Raw genomic sequence first — 14,524 nt, forward strand, 5'->3', positions numbered from 1 at the left:
CCGGTGATCCGGTGCCGGTGATTCGTGCCGGTGATCACGTCCTGCACCGAGGGCCCGCCGCTGCCGCAGCGGGCCCTGTTCCTGCTCAGGACTCCTGCGGTTCGCCCTTGATCAGGGCGAACGGGGCGCCGTTCGGGTCGGCCAGCCAGGCGATCCGGCCGACGTTCTCCACGTCCTCGGCCGGCATCAGCACCGAGCCGCCGGCCGCCGTCGCCCTGCCGACCAGCGCGTCCACGTCCGCGGCGGCGAAGTACGGCGTCCAGGAGGGGGGCTGGCCCTCGCCCATCGTCGGGGCGATGCCGCCGAAGCTGGTCTGCTGCTGATCGCCCTCGGACGTGGAGACCACCCGGTAGCTCATGCCCGGGGTCGGCTCGAAGACCTCGACCCGCCAGTTGAACAGCCCCTGGTAGAAGGCGAAGGCGCCCTCCAGGTCGGAGGTGTGCAGCTCGGCCCAGACCAGGGTGTTCGGCTCGGAGACGGAGTCCAGCCCCCGGGTGTTCCCCGCCTGCCACAGGGCGAACTCGGCGCCCTGCGGGTCGGTGAGCGCCGCGAACCGGCCCTCCTGCATGACGTCCATCGGCGGCACGCGGACCGTGGCGCCGGACTGCTCGGCGGCCTTGACGGTGGTGTCCACGTCGGCGGTGCGGAAGTACGTCGTCCAGGCGGGCCGCGCGTCGGTGTCGAGGTTGCCGAGCGCCGCGACCCGCTTCCCGGCCAGCTGCAGGAAGCCGTAGCCGCCGGCCTCGGGGACGGGCTGGAACGTCCAGCCGAAGACCTGGCCGTAGAAGTCGGCGGTGGCGGAGACGTTCGGGCTGCCCAGGTCGATCCAGCAGGGCGAGCCGACGGGGAAGTCGGTGGTGAGCATGAGCTGGTGCTCCTTCGACGGAGAGTGACCGGGGCAGTCCCGTCGGGCGCGCACACGCCCCTCCCCGGCCATCTGCGAGTCTGCACCCGGGCACTGACATCCGCACGTCCTGCGCGGGGTGGCTGGGACCCGTCGGGACCAGGGACGACCTGGACCCGGAGGGCGAGCGCGCGGTCTCGGCCCACATCAGGGAGGCCGCCGGGCACCAGGCCGTACGGCGGCCTCGGCACGGGCCTCGGCCGGGTCCTGACGGCCCTGCCCGGCCTCGGCTCCACCCGCGAGGCCACCTTCCTCTTCCGCGGCCCGAACCGGCTCGCCCCCAGGCGGGTTGGGACGTTCCGCGCAGGAAGTCGGCCAGGCCGGCTTCCTGCGCAGGGGGCTACGGCAGCGGCAGGACGTGGCGGAGGGCCTCGACGGCGTCCGGGGGGCCGTCGACGGTGAGGGTGGTGCGGGCGCCGCGGCCGTAGGCGAAGAGGACGAGTTCGGCCGGTTCGCCGGTGAGGTGGACGGTGGGGGCGCCGGCGGGGCCGACGGTGAGGGACCGGCCGTCGGGGCGGGCGAGGGTGAGGCGGACGGGGGAGTGGCGGCCAGCCTCGAAGCGGGCGAGGAGGGGCAGCCGGCGCCAGAGGGCCTCGGAGCGGCCGGGCGGGACGGGCCGGGCGGTCCAGTCGTCGCCGGCCCGGGCGACGTCCTCGGCGTGGACGAAGTACTCGACGGTGTTGGCGGCCTCGTCGGCGCCGGGGAGGGCGAACAGGGAGTAGACCGGGGGCCCGGCGCGGAACAGCCGGACCAGGTCCTCGTACGGCCGCTCGGCGTAGCCGTCCTGCACGCGCCGGGTCCAGCCGGCCAGGGCGCCGATCCGGATGCCGGGCGCCGCGTCGGCGCGGCGCTCGCGGATCACCAGGTGGGCGGCGAGGTCCCGGGTGGTCCATCCGGCACACAGGGTGGGGGCGTCCGGCCCGGCGGCGGTGAGGAGTTCGGCGAGACGGTGGCGTTCGGCGAGGGCGTGGTTCGACATGTCGTCAGCCTAGGGTCGGATGAGGGATGAGGGGGAACAGGAGCAGGTTCTACGGGTGCAACGGGCCGGTGAGCTTGGGCGCGCCCTGCTTGCTGCCCGCGGTGAGGGTGCAGGTGTAGTCGCGCCAGCCCTGCTGGTAGTTGGCCGTGGCGGGGCCGAACTGGCGGGGGTAGTAGGACTTTCCGTCGCCCTGGTGGGCCTTGGCGGTGGCCTCGGCGTCCTTGCAGCCGTCGCGCATGGCGAGGGCGATGGGGATCTCGCCGCTGAGCCCGTCGGGGAGTTTGAGGTCGGCGATGACCTCGCCGTCGTGGGGGGTGGTGCAGGGGCGTTCCTCGGCCTTGGTGATCACCGGGCTGAGCTGGGGGTGGTCGAAGCAGGTGCCCACGGGGAAGAAGGCGTAAGGGGGTTGCGGCCTCGTGGGGGTGGGCGTGGGGGTCGGGGTCGGCGTCGGGGTGGCCGTGGGGGAGGGCGGGGGCGGGGCGGCTGCCGGCCCGGGGGCGTCCTCGGGCCAGAGCAGCGCGGTGGCCACCACCGCGAGCAGCACGGCCAGGACGGCGGCGACGGCGATCGCCAGGCCCCGGGACGGACGGGAGGCGGCGGCTTCGGGCGGCTGCTGCTCGGAGGTCATGGGCCGAGGATGGCCCAGCCGGGCCCCACCCGGCAGGCGGTTGGCGGAAAGTCCCTCCGTACGGGCCGTCCGCGAACCGGTCGCGCCGTCCGGCGGCCGTGGCCGGACTGACACAATGGCCCCATGTCCACCACACCCGCCGCTCCCGGCACCACCGCCCTCGACCCGGCGATCGCCGCCCGCCTCAAGCGCACCGAGGACGGCCTGCTCCCGGCCATCGCGCAGCAGTACGACACCGGTGAGGTGCTGATGCTGGGCTGGATGGACGACGAGGCGCTGCACCGCACGCTCACCACCGGCCGCTGCACCTACTGGAGCCGCAGCCGCCGCGAGTACTGGGTGAAGGGGGACACCTCCGGTCACGCCCAGGCGGTCAAGTCGGTGGCCCTCGACTGCGACGGCGACACCCTGCTGGTCAAGGTCGACCAGACCGGCGCGGCCTGCCACACCGGCGACCGCACCTGCTTCGACGCCGACGTGCTCCCGCTCGGCTGATCCCCGAACCCGCCCGAACTCCAGAAGGTGCCGCCCCGCATGGACCTCGAAGCCTTCCGCAAGCTCGCCGTCGACACCCGGGTCATCCCCGTCACCCGCAGGCTCCTCGCGGACGGCCTCACCCCGATCGGCCTCTACCGCAGTCTCGCCGAGGAGCGGCCCGGCACCTTCCTGCTGGAGTCCGCCGAGCAGGGCGTCTGGTCGCGCTACTCCTTCGTGGGCGTGCGCAGCGCCGCCGTGCTGACGGCCGGCCCGGACGGCGGCGCCCGCTGGCTCGGCACCCCGCCGGTGGGCATCCCCACCGACGGCGACCCGCTGGAGGTGCTGCGCGCCGCGCTGGCGGCACTGCACACCCCGCGCCGCGCCGACGACGGCCTGCCACCGCTGACCGGCGGCCTGGTCGGCTACCTCGGCTACGACATCGTCCGCCGCCTGGAGAAGCTGCCCGACCTCAATCCGGACGACCTCCGGCTGCCCGAGCTGACCATGCTGCTCGCCACCGACCTCGCGGTGCTCGACCACCTGGACGGCACGGTGCTGCTGATCGCCAACGCCGTCAACCACAACGACCTGGCCAGCGGCGTGGACGAGGCCTACGCGGACGCGGTGGCCCGGCTGGACGCGATGGAGGCCGATCTGCTGAAGCCGGTCGACCCGGGCCTGGCGACCTTCACCCCGGCCGGCCCCGGCGAGGTGCGTTCGCCGTTCGGCGGGGCGCCGTACCGGGCCGCCGTCGAGGAGGTCAAGGAGCGGATCCGGGCCGGCGAGGCCTTCCAGGTGGTGCCCTCGCAGCGCTTCGAGGCGCCCTGCCCGGCCTCCGCGCTGGACGTCTACCGCGTGCTGCGCACCACCAACCCCAGCCCGTACATGTACCTGTTCCGCTTCCCCGGCCCGGACGGCGGCGCCGAGGGCGGCTTCGACGTGGTCGGCTCCAGCCCGGAGGCGCTGGTCAAGGTCGCCGACGGCGAGGCGATGCTGCATCCGATCGCCGGGACCCGGCACCGCGGCGCGACCCCGCACGAGGACGCGGCGCTGGCCGCCGAGCTGCTCGCCGACCCCAAGGAGCGGGCGGAGCACCTGATGCTGGTCGACCTCGGCCGCAACGACCTGGGGCGGGTCTGCGAGCCGGGCAGCGTCGAGGTGGTCGACTTCATGCAGATCGAGCGCTACAGCCACGTGATGCACATCGTCTCGACGGTGACCGGCAGGGTCGCCCCCGGGCGGAGCGCCTTCGACGTGCTGACCGCCTGCTTCCCGGCCGGCACCCTCTCCGGCGCGCCCAAGCCCCGGGCGATGCGGATCATCGAGGAGCTGGAGCCGACCCGGCGCGGACTCTACGGCGGCTGCGTGGGCTACCTGGACTTCGCAGGGGACTCGGACACCGCGATCGCGATCCGCACCGCGGTGCTGCGCGACGGCACCGCGTACGTACAGGCGGGCGCGGGTGTGGTCGCCGACTCCGACCCGCACGGCGAGGACACCGAGTGCCGCAACAAGGCGGCCGCCGTGCTGCGGGCCGTCGCCACCGCCAATACGCTGCGGAGGCCGGAACTGTCCTGAGGCGTGAGGAGGCGGCCGGGATGGCCGAGGTGCCGTACGACGAGCTGCGCTGGGAGGTCGTGCTCGCCGCCGCCGTGCGGATCAGGGACGAACTCGCGGGCCGGGGGCGGGTGTTGTCCCAGGTCCTGGTCGACTTCCCGGCCGCGCACGGCCCGCTCGCCCCGGACCTCACGGTGATCGCCCCGGACGCCGTCCACCACGCCCGGGGCCGGTACGCCGCCTCCGACGTGGAGGCGGTGCTGGAGGTGTCGCACCCGGGCCGTGACCACGCCTGGGCCCGGGCCTGCGCGGAGAGCGGCGTGCCGCTGTACGTGGTGGTCGACCCGGCGGCCGCCGTCTGCACCGTGCACACCGCGCCCTCCCCCGGCGGGGTGTACCGGGAGGCCGAGCGGGTGCCCTTCGGCAACGACCTGTTCCTGCCGCTGGGCGGCCGCACGGTGGTGCTGCGGACGGACGAGTTCCCCACCCCGGGTACGGCGTAGCGCGCGGCCCGGGGGATAGTGGACGGGTGACCGCTGCAGACCCCACCCCCGCGCCCGCCGCCACCGCTCCCGCCACGCCCGCGGCCGGCCGCCGCACCCTCGGCGTGATGCTGCTGCTGACCGTGCTGAGCGCCGTGCTGGTGCTGACCGCGGTCGGGCGGGTCTGGGCCGAGGGCCGGGCCGGCACCCTGGACGTGTCCGTCACCGGCGGCAGGATCTCCGAACTGCCCGGCGGACTGGCCCTGGTGGGCCTGGCCGCGGCCGTCGCGGTGTTCGCGGTGCGCGGCGTCGGGCGGCTCGCGGTCGGCGCGCTGACCCTGCTGGCCGGGCTGGGCGCGGCCGCCGCCTCGGTGGCCGGGGCCTCGGACACCGCCGCGCTGGACTCCGCCGCCTCCGGCAAGCTGGCGCTGGCCGGCACGACCGCCACCGAGGTGTCGCACACCGCCTGGCCCTGGGTCGCCCTGGCCGGCGGGCTGCTGCTGGCCGCGGCGGGCCTGATCACCCTGCGCTTCGGCCGCGGCTGGCCGGCCATGGGCAGCCGCTACGAGGCGCCGACCCGCAAGGCGCCGGCGAAGGCCGACACCCCCGGTGACCTGTGGAAGGCCCTGGACCGCGGCGAGGACCCGACCGCGGTCTGAGACCCCCGCACCCCGCCGCCCCGACCGACGGGGTGTGACGCGATAGACGGGCCACCCGCTTTGGGCCGCCCGTGTGTGGCCCGGCACAATGGAACCCGTCAACCCGCCGGCGGCCCCGCAGGCCCGGCCGGGCCCCGAGAGCCTAGGAGCACCATCGATGTCAGCAGCTGCACACGGTCACAACCCCGCCGCCTGGACCGGCGTCGTCATCTCCTTCGCCGGCTTCGGCATCGCGGGTGTCGCGATGATCCTGCCGTCGCCGCTGCTGGTCTGGGCCGGTCTGGCGGTCGTCCTCGTGGGCGGCATCGTCGGCAAGGCCATGTCGATGGCGGGCATGGGCAAGCAGCCCAGCGCCAACGTCTACAAGTCGGTCGAGGAGCAGACCGCGGCGCGCAAGGCGGCCGTGGAGTCCCGCGCGACCGTCGCCGCCTGACGACGGCCGGTACTCCCGGTCCTCCCGTACGGGCTCCGCGCGGACTCCGTGCACCTGAGGATTCGTACATCCGAACGGCGGGCGCGCCACGCCCGCCGTTTCGTTCTGTCCGGGCCCGGCACGGGCACAATCGGGGCGTGAACGCCGCTCCCACCGCCTCCGCCCCGCCGCCCGTGCTGCGCCGGATGGGCCCGCCGCTGGCCGCGCTGGCGGCGGTGGCCGTCCCCGCCGGGTACGTCGCGGTGGTGGACCCGAACGCCCCAGGGCACTACCCCGACTGCCCCTTCCTGACCGCCACCGGCTGGTGGTGCCCCGGCTGCGGGGGCCTGCGCTGCGTCCACGCGCTGGCCCACGGGGACCTCACCGGCGCACTGCACGACAACGCGGTGGCCGTCCTGCTGTTCGGTGTGCTGGGGGTGCTGTGGCTGCGCTGGAGCTGGGCGGCGCTGACCCTCGGGCCGCCGGTCCGGGTCTCGGTCGGGGCCCGGCGCTGGGCACTGATCGGCCTGCTGGTGCTGGTGTTCGAGGTGGTGCGCAACCTGTCGATCGGGGCCGGGCTGGCACCGCCGGTGGTCTGAACGCCCCGGTCGGTGGCCCCCGGGACCGGCGGGAAGCCGGTGGAGGGCCGGTGAAGCCGCAGCTGGGAGCCCTCGAACGGAACGTCCCGTTCCGCGAGACGCGTACCGGGCGGATGCGCTGCGCGTGCCGGGTGCCGATACCATCGAAGTGCCGACGGGCCCCCGCCCGTCCGGCTCGCGCTGGCGAACCAGCAGAAATGATGGGGGCTCCTGAGTGAGTGTGCTCGACTCGATCATCGAAGGGGTCCGCGAGGACCTCGCCGAGCGGCAGGCGCGCGTCTCCCTTGACGAGCTCAAGGCGCTCGCGGCCAAGGCCCCGGAGGCCAAGGACGGCGTCGCCGCCCTCAAGGGCGACGGGGTCCGGGTGATCTGCGAGGTGAAGCGCTCCAGCCCGTCCAAGGGTGCGTTGGCCTCGATCGCCGACCCGGCCGCCCTGGCCCGCGACTACGCGGCCGGCGGTGCCGCCGCGATCAGCGTGCTGACCGAGCAGCGCCGTTTCGGCGGGTCGCTCGCCGACCTGGACGCGGTCCGCGCCGCGGTGGACACCCCGGTGCTGCGCAAGGACTTCATCGTCACCGCCTACCAGCTGTGGGAGGCCCGCGCCCACGGCGCCGACCTCGCGCTGCTGATCGTCGCCGCCCTGGAGCAGCCGGCCCTGGTGTCGCTGATCGAGCGCGCCGAGTCGATCGGCCTCACCCCGCTGGTCGAGGTGCACGACGAGGACGAGATCAAGCGTGCGGTGGACGCCGGGGCGCGGATCATCGGCGTCAACGCCCGCAACCTGAAGACCCTGGAGGTCGACCGCAGCACGTTCGAGAACGTGGTGCACGCCATCCCGGACGGCGTCGTCAAGGTCGCCGAGTCCGGTGTGCGCGGCCCGCTGGACGTGATCAACTACGCCAACCTCGGCGCCGACGCGGTGCTGGTCGGCGAGTCGCTGGTGACCGGCAAGGACCCGCGGGCCGCGGTCGCCGACCTGGTCGCGGCCGGCGCCCACCCCGCCGTCCGGCACAAGGACTGACGCGGCCCGGATGAAGATCGCCACCCGACTCGCCCCCGGCTGCCGCCCGCGCGGCTGCCGCGCGCCCGCACGCCGGGTGCTGGGGCGCCGGGTGCGGTACGTGATCGGCTGCGAACCGGGCCAGGTGCCGGGGCGGCGATGGCGCGTGACGCACGGCTGAACCCAGCCGATCAGACGTCACCGTCATCCATCTCCGCAAGGGAAACCACCATGTCCGAGAAGGACTACCTGCCCGGCGCCCAGGTGCCGGACGCCCGCGGCTACTTCGGCGCGTACGGCGGCCGCTTCATCCCCGAGGCGCTGGTCGCCGCGGTCGAACAGGTCGCCGAGGAGTACGAGAAGGCCAAGGCCGACCCGGCCTTCGCCGCCGAGCTCGACGGGCTGCTGAAGGACTACACCGGCCGCCCGAGCCCGCTGACCGACGTGCACCGCTTCTCCGCCGAGGCGGGCGGCGCGCGGATCCTGCTCAAGCGCGAGGACCTCAACCACACCGGCTCGCACAAGATCAACAACGTGCTGGGCCAGGCCCTGCTCACCAGGCGGATGGGCAAGACCCGGATCATCGCCGAGACCGGTGCCGGTCAGCACGGCGTGGCCACCGCCACCGCCTGCGCCCTGTTCGGCTTCGACTGCACCATCTACATGGGCGAGGTCGACACCGAGCGCCAGGCGCTCAACGTCGCCCGGATGCGGATGCTCGGCGCCGAGGTGATCGCCGTCAAGTCCGGCAGCCGGACGCTCAAGGACGCCATCAACGAGGCCTTCCGCGACTGGGTCGCCAACGTCGACTCCACCCACTACCTGTTCGGGACCGTCGCCGGTCCGCACCCCTTCCCGATGATGGTCCGCGACTTCCACCGGATCATCGGCGTCGAGGCCCGGCAGCAGGTGCTCGACCGCACCGGGCGGCTGCCCGACGCGGTCGTCGCGTGCGTCGGCGGCGGCTCCAACGCGATGGGCATCTTCCACGAGTTCATCCCGGACGCCGGGGTGCGACTGATCGGCTGCGAGGCGGCCGGCGAGGGCGCCGACACCCCCAAGCACGCCGCCACCCTGACCAAGGGCGACCCGGGGGTGCTGCACGGCTCCCGCACGTACGTCCTGCAGGACGAGGACGGGCAGACCGTCGAGTCGCACTCCATCTCGGCCGGGCTCGACTACCCGGGCGTCGGCCCGGAGCACGCCTGGCTGAAGGACACCGGACGGGCCGAGTACCGGCCGGTGACGGACGACGCGGCCATGCAGGCGCTGCGGCTGCTGTCCCGCACCGAGGGCATCATCCCGGCCATCGAGAGCGCCCACGCCCTCGCCGGGGCCCTGGACCTGGGCCGCGAGCTCGGGCCGGAGGCGACCATCCTGGTCTCGCTCTCCGGGCGCGGCGACAAGGACATGCACACCGCGGCCCAGTACTTCGGGCTGTACGACGAGCCGGCCGGCGACCGGGCCGAGGGGGGCAAGTGATCATGGCTTCGAAGCCGAGTGCCAGCAAGCTGAGCGGAGTCCTGGCCGGCGCCAAGGCCGACGGCCGGGCCGCGCTGATCGGCTACCTCCCGGCCGGGTTCCCCACCGTCGAGGGCGGGATCCGGGCGGTCGACGCACTGATCGAGGGCGGCTGCGACGTCGTCGAGATCGGACTGCCGCACTCCGACCCGGTCCTGGACGGCGCCGTCATCCAGACCGCCGACGACATCGCGCTGCGGGGCGGGGTGCGGATCAAGGACGTGCTGCGCACCGTCCAGGAGGTCGCCGCCGCGCACCCCGGGACGGCGGTGCTGGTGATGACGTACTGGAACCCGGTCGACCGCTACGGGGTGGCGCGCTTCGCGGCCGACCTCGCCGCGGCGGGCGGGGCGGGCTGCATCCTGCCGGACCTGCCGGTGGAGGAGTCCGAGGAGTGGCGCAAGGCGGCGGACGCGCACGGGCTGGACACCGTGTTCGTGGTCGCCCCCAGCAGCAAGGACGCACGGCTGGCCGAGGTCACGGCCGCGGGCAGCGGCTTCGTGTACGCGGCCGCGGTGATGGGCGTGACCGGCACCCGGTCGGCGGTCGGATCGCTGGCCGAGGACCTCGTCGCCCGCACCCGGGCCACCACGGACCTGCCGGTGTGCGTCGGTCTCGGGGTCTCGAACGCGGAGCAGGCGGCGGAGGTCGCCCGGTTCGCGGACGGGGTGATCGTGGGGTCGGCGTTCGTGAAGCGGATCCTGGAGGCCGGCGAGGACGAGGCCGCGGCGCTGGACGGTGTCCGGGCGCTCGCCGGTGAGCTCGCCGCGGGAGTGCGCAGGCGCTGACGCACGGTCCGGTCGACGGCCCGCCACCCCTGCGAGGGGTGGCGGGCCGTTCCGCTGCGCGGGCCCGGTTCGCCGCCGTCAGCTTCGGGGCGGCCCCGAACGGGTGAACACTGACGGCGACACGCATCAGGCGGGATTGACCGGCGTTGACTGGAGGGACGAGTGCACCGGACAACGTGCACGGGGGTAGCCGAGCGAGCGGAAGGGGTGAGCGCCGGTGGCGGGTCTTCATCGGGCCGTGCTGCTGCGGGCGGCGGCTGCCGCCCTGGCCCTGGGCGCCGCGGTCGGCGCGCACACCGAGGTGGGGCAGGCGCTGGCCAAGCGGGGGGCCGAGCGGGCGGAGCGGGACGCGGTGGCCTGCGCGGAGGCGGCGCGCTGGGACGCGGTCGAGCGGGCGGCCCGGGCACAGCACGAGGGACGTCCGGAGCTGTTCGATCCGGGGCGGGTGCCGGGCTGCCGGTGACGCAGGTGTGTTCGAGGAGAATCGGACACAACGTCACTCGTCCGGCTTAATTCCTGAATCCGGAGGAACCGGCCTTCGCCCCTTACGGTTCGTCAGGAAGTGAACGAGTTTCCCGAGGGGGGTTCCCTGATGGCCGGCGCCGCAGTGCAGCCCCGTGACTCCGCACCGGCGCGGCGGCCGCTGCCGGCCTGGAGCGAGTGGGCGGGCACGGCCGTGCGGCTCGGCCTGGCGGTGGTCTGGGGGTGGGCCGGGCTGGCCAAGATCGCCGATCCGGCCGAGGCCGCCCAGGCCGTCCGGGCGTACGAGATCCTGCCCGAGGGCCTGGTCAAGCCGATCGGCTACGGGCTGCCCTTCCTGGAGCTGGCGTTCGCCCTGCTGCTGGTGATCGGGCTCGGGGTCCGGCTGGTGGCCGGGGCCTCCGCGCTGCTGCTGCTCACCTTCGTCGCCGGGATCGCCTCGGCCTGGGCGCGCGGCATCTCGATCGACTGCGGCTGCTTCGGCGGCGGCGGGCACGTCGACGCCTCGCAGACCGAGTACCTCCAGGAGGTCCTGCGCGACACCGGGTTCCTGCTGCTGGCCGGGTGGCTGTTGTGGCGGCCCCGCACCCGGCTCTCGGCCGACGGCTGGCTGGCGAGCTGAACCGTTCGGCCACTCCCATTCCCGCACCCGACGGAGGCCCCCGACCGTGGATGTCAACGCAATGAGCGAGAAGAACCGAGAAGGCAAGCGCACCGCCCGCGAGCGGATGCTGGAGCAGCGGGCGGTCGAGGAGGCCACCTCCCGGCGCAGGAAGAAGCTGATCGTCGGCGGGGCCGTGCTCGCGGTGATCGTCGCCGCGGTGGCCACCGGCGTCGTGGTGCAGAACCAGCGCTCCAAGCCGGAGACCCCGACCGCCGCCCCGGCCGGGACGATCGGTGACAAGAACCTGGTGGTCCCGGTCGGCGCGAGCAACGCGCCGTCGGTCCTCACGGTGTACGAGGACCCGCGCTGTCCGGCCTGCGGCATTTTCGAGCGCGAGTTCTCGGCGACCATCGACCAGCTGGAGGACGCCGGGAAGATCTACACCAACGCCCACGTCGTGTCCTTCATCGACCGGTCGCTGCAGGGCAAGGGCTCCAAGAACGGGGCCAACGCGCTGGGGTGCGCCCAGGACGCCGGGCACTTCCGGGACTTCCACGACGTGCTGTACCGCAACCAGCCGGACGAGACCAACGACGCCTTCGGCAACAAGGCGGTCCTGCTCAACCTGGCGAAGCAGGTGAACGGGCTGGACACGCCCGAATTCCGGGCCTGCGTCAACGACAACAAGTACGGCGGATGGGTGTCGGCGGTGCAGCAGGACTTCGACAGGTCCAGCTACAAGTCGACCCCGACCGTGCTGCTCAACGGCAAGCCGATCTACCCGAAGAACGGCGACGAGGACATCACCCCGGCGAACCTGGTGAAGTGGGTGGACGCCGCCAACCAGGGCAAGCCGTTGGGCACGGCGGGCTCGAACGGGCAGACCCCGGCGCCCACCGCGGCCGCTTCGGAGGCCAACAACCCGTCACCGGCGGCGGGCTGAGCCGCCGCTCCGCCGTCGCCCCCTCCCCGCCGGGAGGGGGCGACGGCGTCCGTTGTTCGGTTTCTGTGACCCCGGGGGTGCCCGACGGGGACGTCGGACCCTGTAGCGTCGGAACTGCCATGGATATCGCCTACATTCCCAGCCCGTCGCGGGGCGTCCTCCACCTCGGACCGATCCCGCTGCGCGCCTACGCCTTCTGCATCATCCTCGGGGTCGTCGCAGCCGTCTGGCTCGGCAGCAAGCGCTGGGTCGCCCGGGGCGGTGCCAAGCACACCGTCGGTGACATCGCCGTCTGGGCCGTGCCGTTCGGCCTGGTCGGCGGCCGGCTGTACCACGTGATCACCGACCACCAGCTGTACTTCGGCGAGGGGAAGAACCCCTGGAACGCCTTCAAGATCTGGGAGGGCGGCCTCGGCATCTGGGGCGCGGTCGCGCTGGGCGCGGTCGGCGCCTGGATCGGCTGCCGCCGCCGGGGCGTGCCGCTGCCCGCGTACGCCGACGCCATCGCGCCGGGCATCGTGCTCGCGCAGGCGATGGGCCGCTGGGGCAACTACTTCAACCAGGAGCTGTACGGACGGGCGACCACGCTGCCGTGGGGCCTGGAGATCCACAAGACGCTGCCCGACGGCGAGGTCGTGAACGGGGTCTTCCACCCGACCTTCCTGTACGAGTCGATCTGGGACGTGGCGGTCGTGCTGCTGGTGATCTGGGCCGACCGGCGCTGGAAGCTGGGGCACGGCCGGGCGTTCGCCCTGTACGTGGCCGCGTACACGGTGGGCCGGTTCTGGACCGAGTGGCTGCGGATCGACGAGGCGCACGTCTACTTCGGCCTGCGGCTCAACGACTGGACGTCGATCGTGGTGTTCATCGGCGCCGTGGCGTACCTCGTGATCGTCGGGAAGAAGCGGCCCGGGCGCGAGGACCCGGCGAGCATCGACCCGGCGGCGCACGCCGAGGCGGAGGCTGCCGGGGAGAAGGCGGCCGGGGACAGGGCGGCCGACGAGAAGGCCGTCGCGGGGAAGGCGCTCGCGGGGAAGGCTGCCGCGGCGAAGGCGAAGGGCGAGGGGCCGAGCGAGACGGTGGCCGGGGACAAGCCCTCCCGCATCGTGGACGGCGACGGGCGCGCGGAAGCGGACCCGCAGCCGGCCGCCGCGGCCTCCGCGGCCGCCGAGAAGACCGGCAAGGACGCCGAGAACCCCATCTGAGCAGGCACTTCCACTGACTGAGGCTGCCCTTCGCAAGCGCTGCGAAGGGCAGCCTCAGCATCGTTCGGGAAGCCTTATCTTGCTGGAAATGCCCAGGTCAAGCGGGCTACGGTCGGGGGGACGAACGAAGACGAGGGGAAGAACCGTGACTGCGAGCACCCTGGAAGCCGAGCCGGCCCAGCACCCGCGGATACCCGCGGCCGACCACCACCGGGACGTCAACGGCGGCTGGCTGCGGCCCGCGGTGTTCGGCGCGGTGGACGGCCTGGTGTCCAACTTCGCGCTGATGACCGGCGTGGTCGGCGGGGCGGCGTCCAACGGCACGGTGATCCTGACCGGGCTGGCGGGCCTGGCGGCCGGCGCCTGCTCGATGGCGGCGGGGGAGTACACCTCGGTGGCCTCGCAGCGGGAGCTGGTGCAGGCCGAGATCGAGGCCGAGCGGCTGGAGCTGAGCCGCAACCCGCACGGCGAGCTGGCCGAGCTGGCGCAGCTGTACGTCTCGCGCGGGGTCGACCCGGAGCTCGCCCACGAGGTGGCCCGGCAGCTGTCCCGGGACCCGGAGCTCGCGCTGGAGATCCACGCGCGGGAGGAGCTGGGGATCGACCCCACCGACCTGCCCTCGCCGCTGGTCGCGGCCGGTTCGTCCTTCCTGTGCTTCGCGCTCGGCGCGCTGCTGCCGCTGCTGCCGTACCTGCTGGGGGCCACCTCGCTGCTGCCCGCGGTGGTGCTCGCGGCGCTCGGCCTGTTCGGCTGCGGCGCGGTGGTGGCCCGGGTGACGGCGCGCAGCTGGTGGTTCAGCGGGCTGCGGCAGCTGGTGCTGGGCGGGGCCGCGGCCGGGGTGACGTACCTGCTCGGGGTGCTGATCGGCGGACACGTCGGGTAGGCGGCGGGGCCGACAGGCGGTCGACGAGCACTGCATGGTTATGCCGGGCAGTGCGTGACGTTTCACACATGGACGTCGCGCGCTGCCCGGCATCGTCTCATCATCCGGCGTTCCCGGCCGCAGATTCGCATCCGGCGGACCCGGTCCCGGAATGGATTCCCAGGCGCCCATGATCGGCTCGTGTGGCGATCCGGTTTCGCCCCTGTTTCGGGCCGGGGGTCGTTGGGCACAATCGTCGGGACGTGCACCGCTGCGCGTCCTCTTCCTCCAGCCCCCTGACCTGCGTGTCCGTCCGCCATGTGGACGGGATATTCCGCTTCTCGGGATCCTGGGCAACCATGTAACTTGCACGACACACCGCACCATCGCATCAGGGCCAACGTCGTCCCTACTTGCACCAACT

18 protein-coding genes are annotated in these 14,524 nt (G+C 73.8%); 15 read left to right on the forward strand and 3 right to left on the reverse strand.

What is annotated here, in order from left to right:
- Positions 1–85: 85 nt before the first annotated feature.
- The 3 genes from HS99_RS45090 to HS99_RS20765 all read right to left on the reverse strand — a co-directional run bounded on the left by HS99_RS45090 (position 86) and on the right by HS99_RS20765 (position 2,511).
- Positions 86–865 (reverse strand): VOC family protein, encoded by a 780-nt coding sequence (locus HS99_RS45090; protein WP_030280446.1) that lies wholly within the window; start codon positions 863–865, stop codon positions 86–88.
- 379 nt (positions 866–1,244) lie between these two features.
- Positions 1,245–1,883: a TIGR03085 family metal-binding protein gene (locus HS99_RS20760; protein ID WP_030280449.1), complete on the reverse strand. Its 639-nt coding sequence runs from the start codon at positions 1,881–1,883 to the stop codon at positions 1,245–1,247.
- Positions 1,884–1,932: 49 nt separating this feature from the next.
- Positions 1,933–2,511, reverse strand: coding sequence for a hypothetical protein (locus HS99_RS20765; protein WP_050366829.1), 579 nt, complete (start codon positions 2,509–2,511; stop codon positions 1,933–1,935).
- A 123-nt stretch (positions 2,512–2,634) separates the two neighbouring features.
- Between HS99_RS20765 and hisI the strand changes: the two genes are divergently transcribed.
- From hisI to HS99_RS20835, 15 genes are all read left to right on the forward strand, one after another.
- Entirely contained in the window at positions 2,635–3,006 is a 372-nt protein-coding gene (gene hisI, locus HS99_RS20770) for a phosphoribosyl-AMP cyclohydrolase (protein ID WP_030281929.1), read from the forward strand.
- A 39-nt stretch (positions 3,007–3,045) separates the two neighbouring features.
- A complete protein-coding gene (locus HS99_RS20775) occupies positions 3,046–4,566 on the forward strand; it encodes an anthranilate synthase component I (RefSeq protein ID WP_030281927.1) in 1,521 nt (506 codons plus the stop codon).
- 20 nt (positions 4,567–4,586) lie between these two features.
- Complete coding sequence (locus HS99_RS20780; protein WP_050366830.1) at positions 4,587–5,048, forward strand: Uma2 family endonuclease; 462 nt, start codon at positions 4,587–4,589, stop codon at positions 5,046–5,048.
- Between the two features lie 26 nt (positions 5,049–5,074).
- On the forward strand, positions 5,075–5,686 hold the full coding sequence (locus tag HS99_RS20785) for a TIGR02234 family membrane protein (protein WP_030551231.1): 612 nt from the start codon (positions 5,075–5,077) through the stop codon (positions 5,684–5,686).
- Between the two features lie 157 nt (positions 5,687–5,843).
- Positions 5,844–6,119, forward strand: a complete 276-nt coding sequence (locus HS99_RS20790) for an HGxxPAAW family protein (RefSeq protein WP_030551229.1) — start codon at positions 5,844–5,846, stop codon at positions 6,117–6,119.
- 137 nt (positions 6,120–6,256) lie between these two features.
- Complete coding sequence (locus HS99_RS20795; protein ID WP_030281919.1) at positions 6,257–6,697, forward strand: DUF2752 domain-containing protein; 441 nt, start codon at positions 6,257–6,259, stop codon at positions 6,695–6,697.
- A 214-nt stretch (positions 6,698–6,911) separates the two neighbouring features.
- A complete protein-coding gene (gene trpC / locus HS99_RS20800) occupies positions 6,912–7,718 on the forward strand; it encodes an indole-3-glycerol phosphate synthase TrpC (RefSeq protein ID WP_030281917.1) in 807 nt (268 codons plus the stop codon).
- Positions 7,719–7,728: 10 nt separating this feature from the next.
- Complete coding sequence (gene trpM / locus HS99_RS48455) at positions 7,729–7,878, forward strand: tryptophan biosynthesis modulator TrpM (protein WP_167395798.1); 150 nt, start codon at positions 7,729–7,731, stop codon at positions 7,876–7,878.
- Positions 7,879–7,928: 50 nt separating this feature from the next.
- Entirely contained in the window at positions 7,929–9,179 is a 1,251-nt protein-coding gene (gene trpB, locus HS99_RS20805) for a tryptophan synthase subunit beta (protein ID WP_030551226.1), read from the forward strand.
- 2 nt (positions 9,180–9,181) lie between these two features.
- Complete coding sequence (trpA, locus tag HS99_RS20810) at positions 9,182–10,006, forward strand: tryptophan synthase subunit alpha (protein WP_030281912.1); 825 nt, start codon at positions 9,182–9,184, stop codon at positions 10,004–10,006.
- A gap of 217 nt (positions 10,007–10,223) precedes the next feature.
- The gene (locus tag HS99_RS20815; RefSeq protein WP_157846574.1) at positions 10,224–10,469 is read left to right on the forward strand and encodes a hypothetical protein; all 246 of its coding nucleotides are present in this window, start codon (positions 10,224–10,226) and stop codon (positions 10,467–10,469) included.
- 129 nt (positions 10,470–10,598) lie between these two features.
- Entirely contained in the window at positions 10,599–11,108 is a 510-nt protein-coding gene (locus tag HS99_RS20820) for a MauE/DoxX family redox-associated membrane protein (RefSeq protein WP_078938889.1), read from the forward strand.
- 61 nt (positions 11,109–11,169) lie between these two features.
- A complete protein-coding gene (locus tag HS99_RS20825) occupies positions 11,170–12,033 on the forward strand; it encodes a DsbA family protein (protein ID WP_030551222.1) in 864 nt (287 codons plus the stop codon).
- Between the two features lie 119 nt (positions 12,034–12,152).
- A complete protein-coding gene (gene lgt, locus HS99_RS20830; protein WP_072655363.1) occupies positions 12,153–13,238 on the forward strand; it encodes a prolipoprotein diacylglyceryl transferase in 1,086 nt (361 codons plus the stop codon).
- Between the two features lie 145 nt (positions 13,239–13,383).
- Complete coding sequence (locus HS99_RS20835; RefSeq protein WP_370863283.1) at positions 13,384–14,121, forward strand: VIT1/CCC1 transporter family protein; 738 nt, start codon at positions 13,384–13,386, stop codon at positions 14,119–14,121.
- Positions 14,122–14,524: the final 403 nt, after the last annotated feature.

It is taken from the genome of Kitasatospora aureofaciens (assembly GCF_001188955.3).
Classification (GTDB): domain Bacteria; phylum Actinomycetota; class Actinomycetes; order Streptomycetales; family Streptomycetaceae; genus Kitasatospora; species Kitasatospora aureofaciens.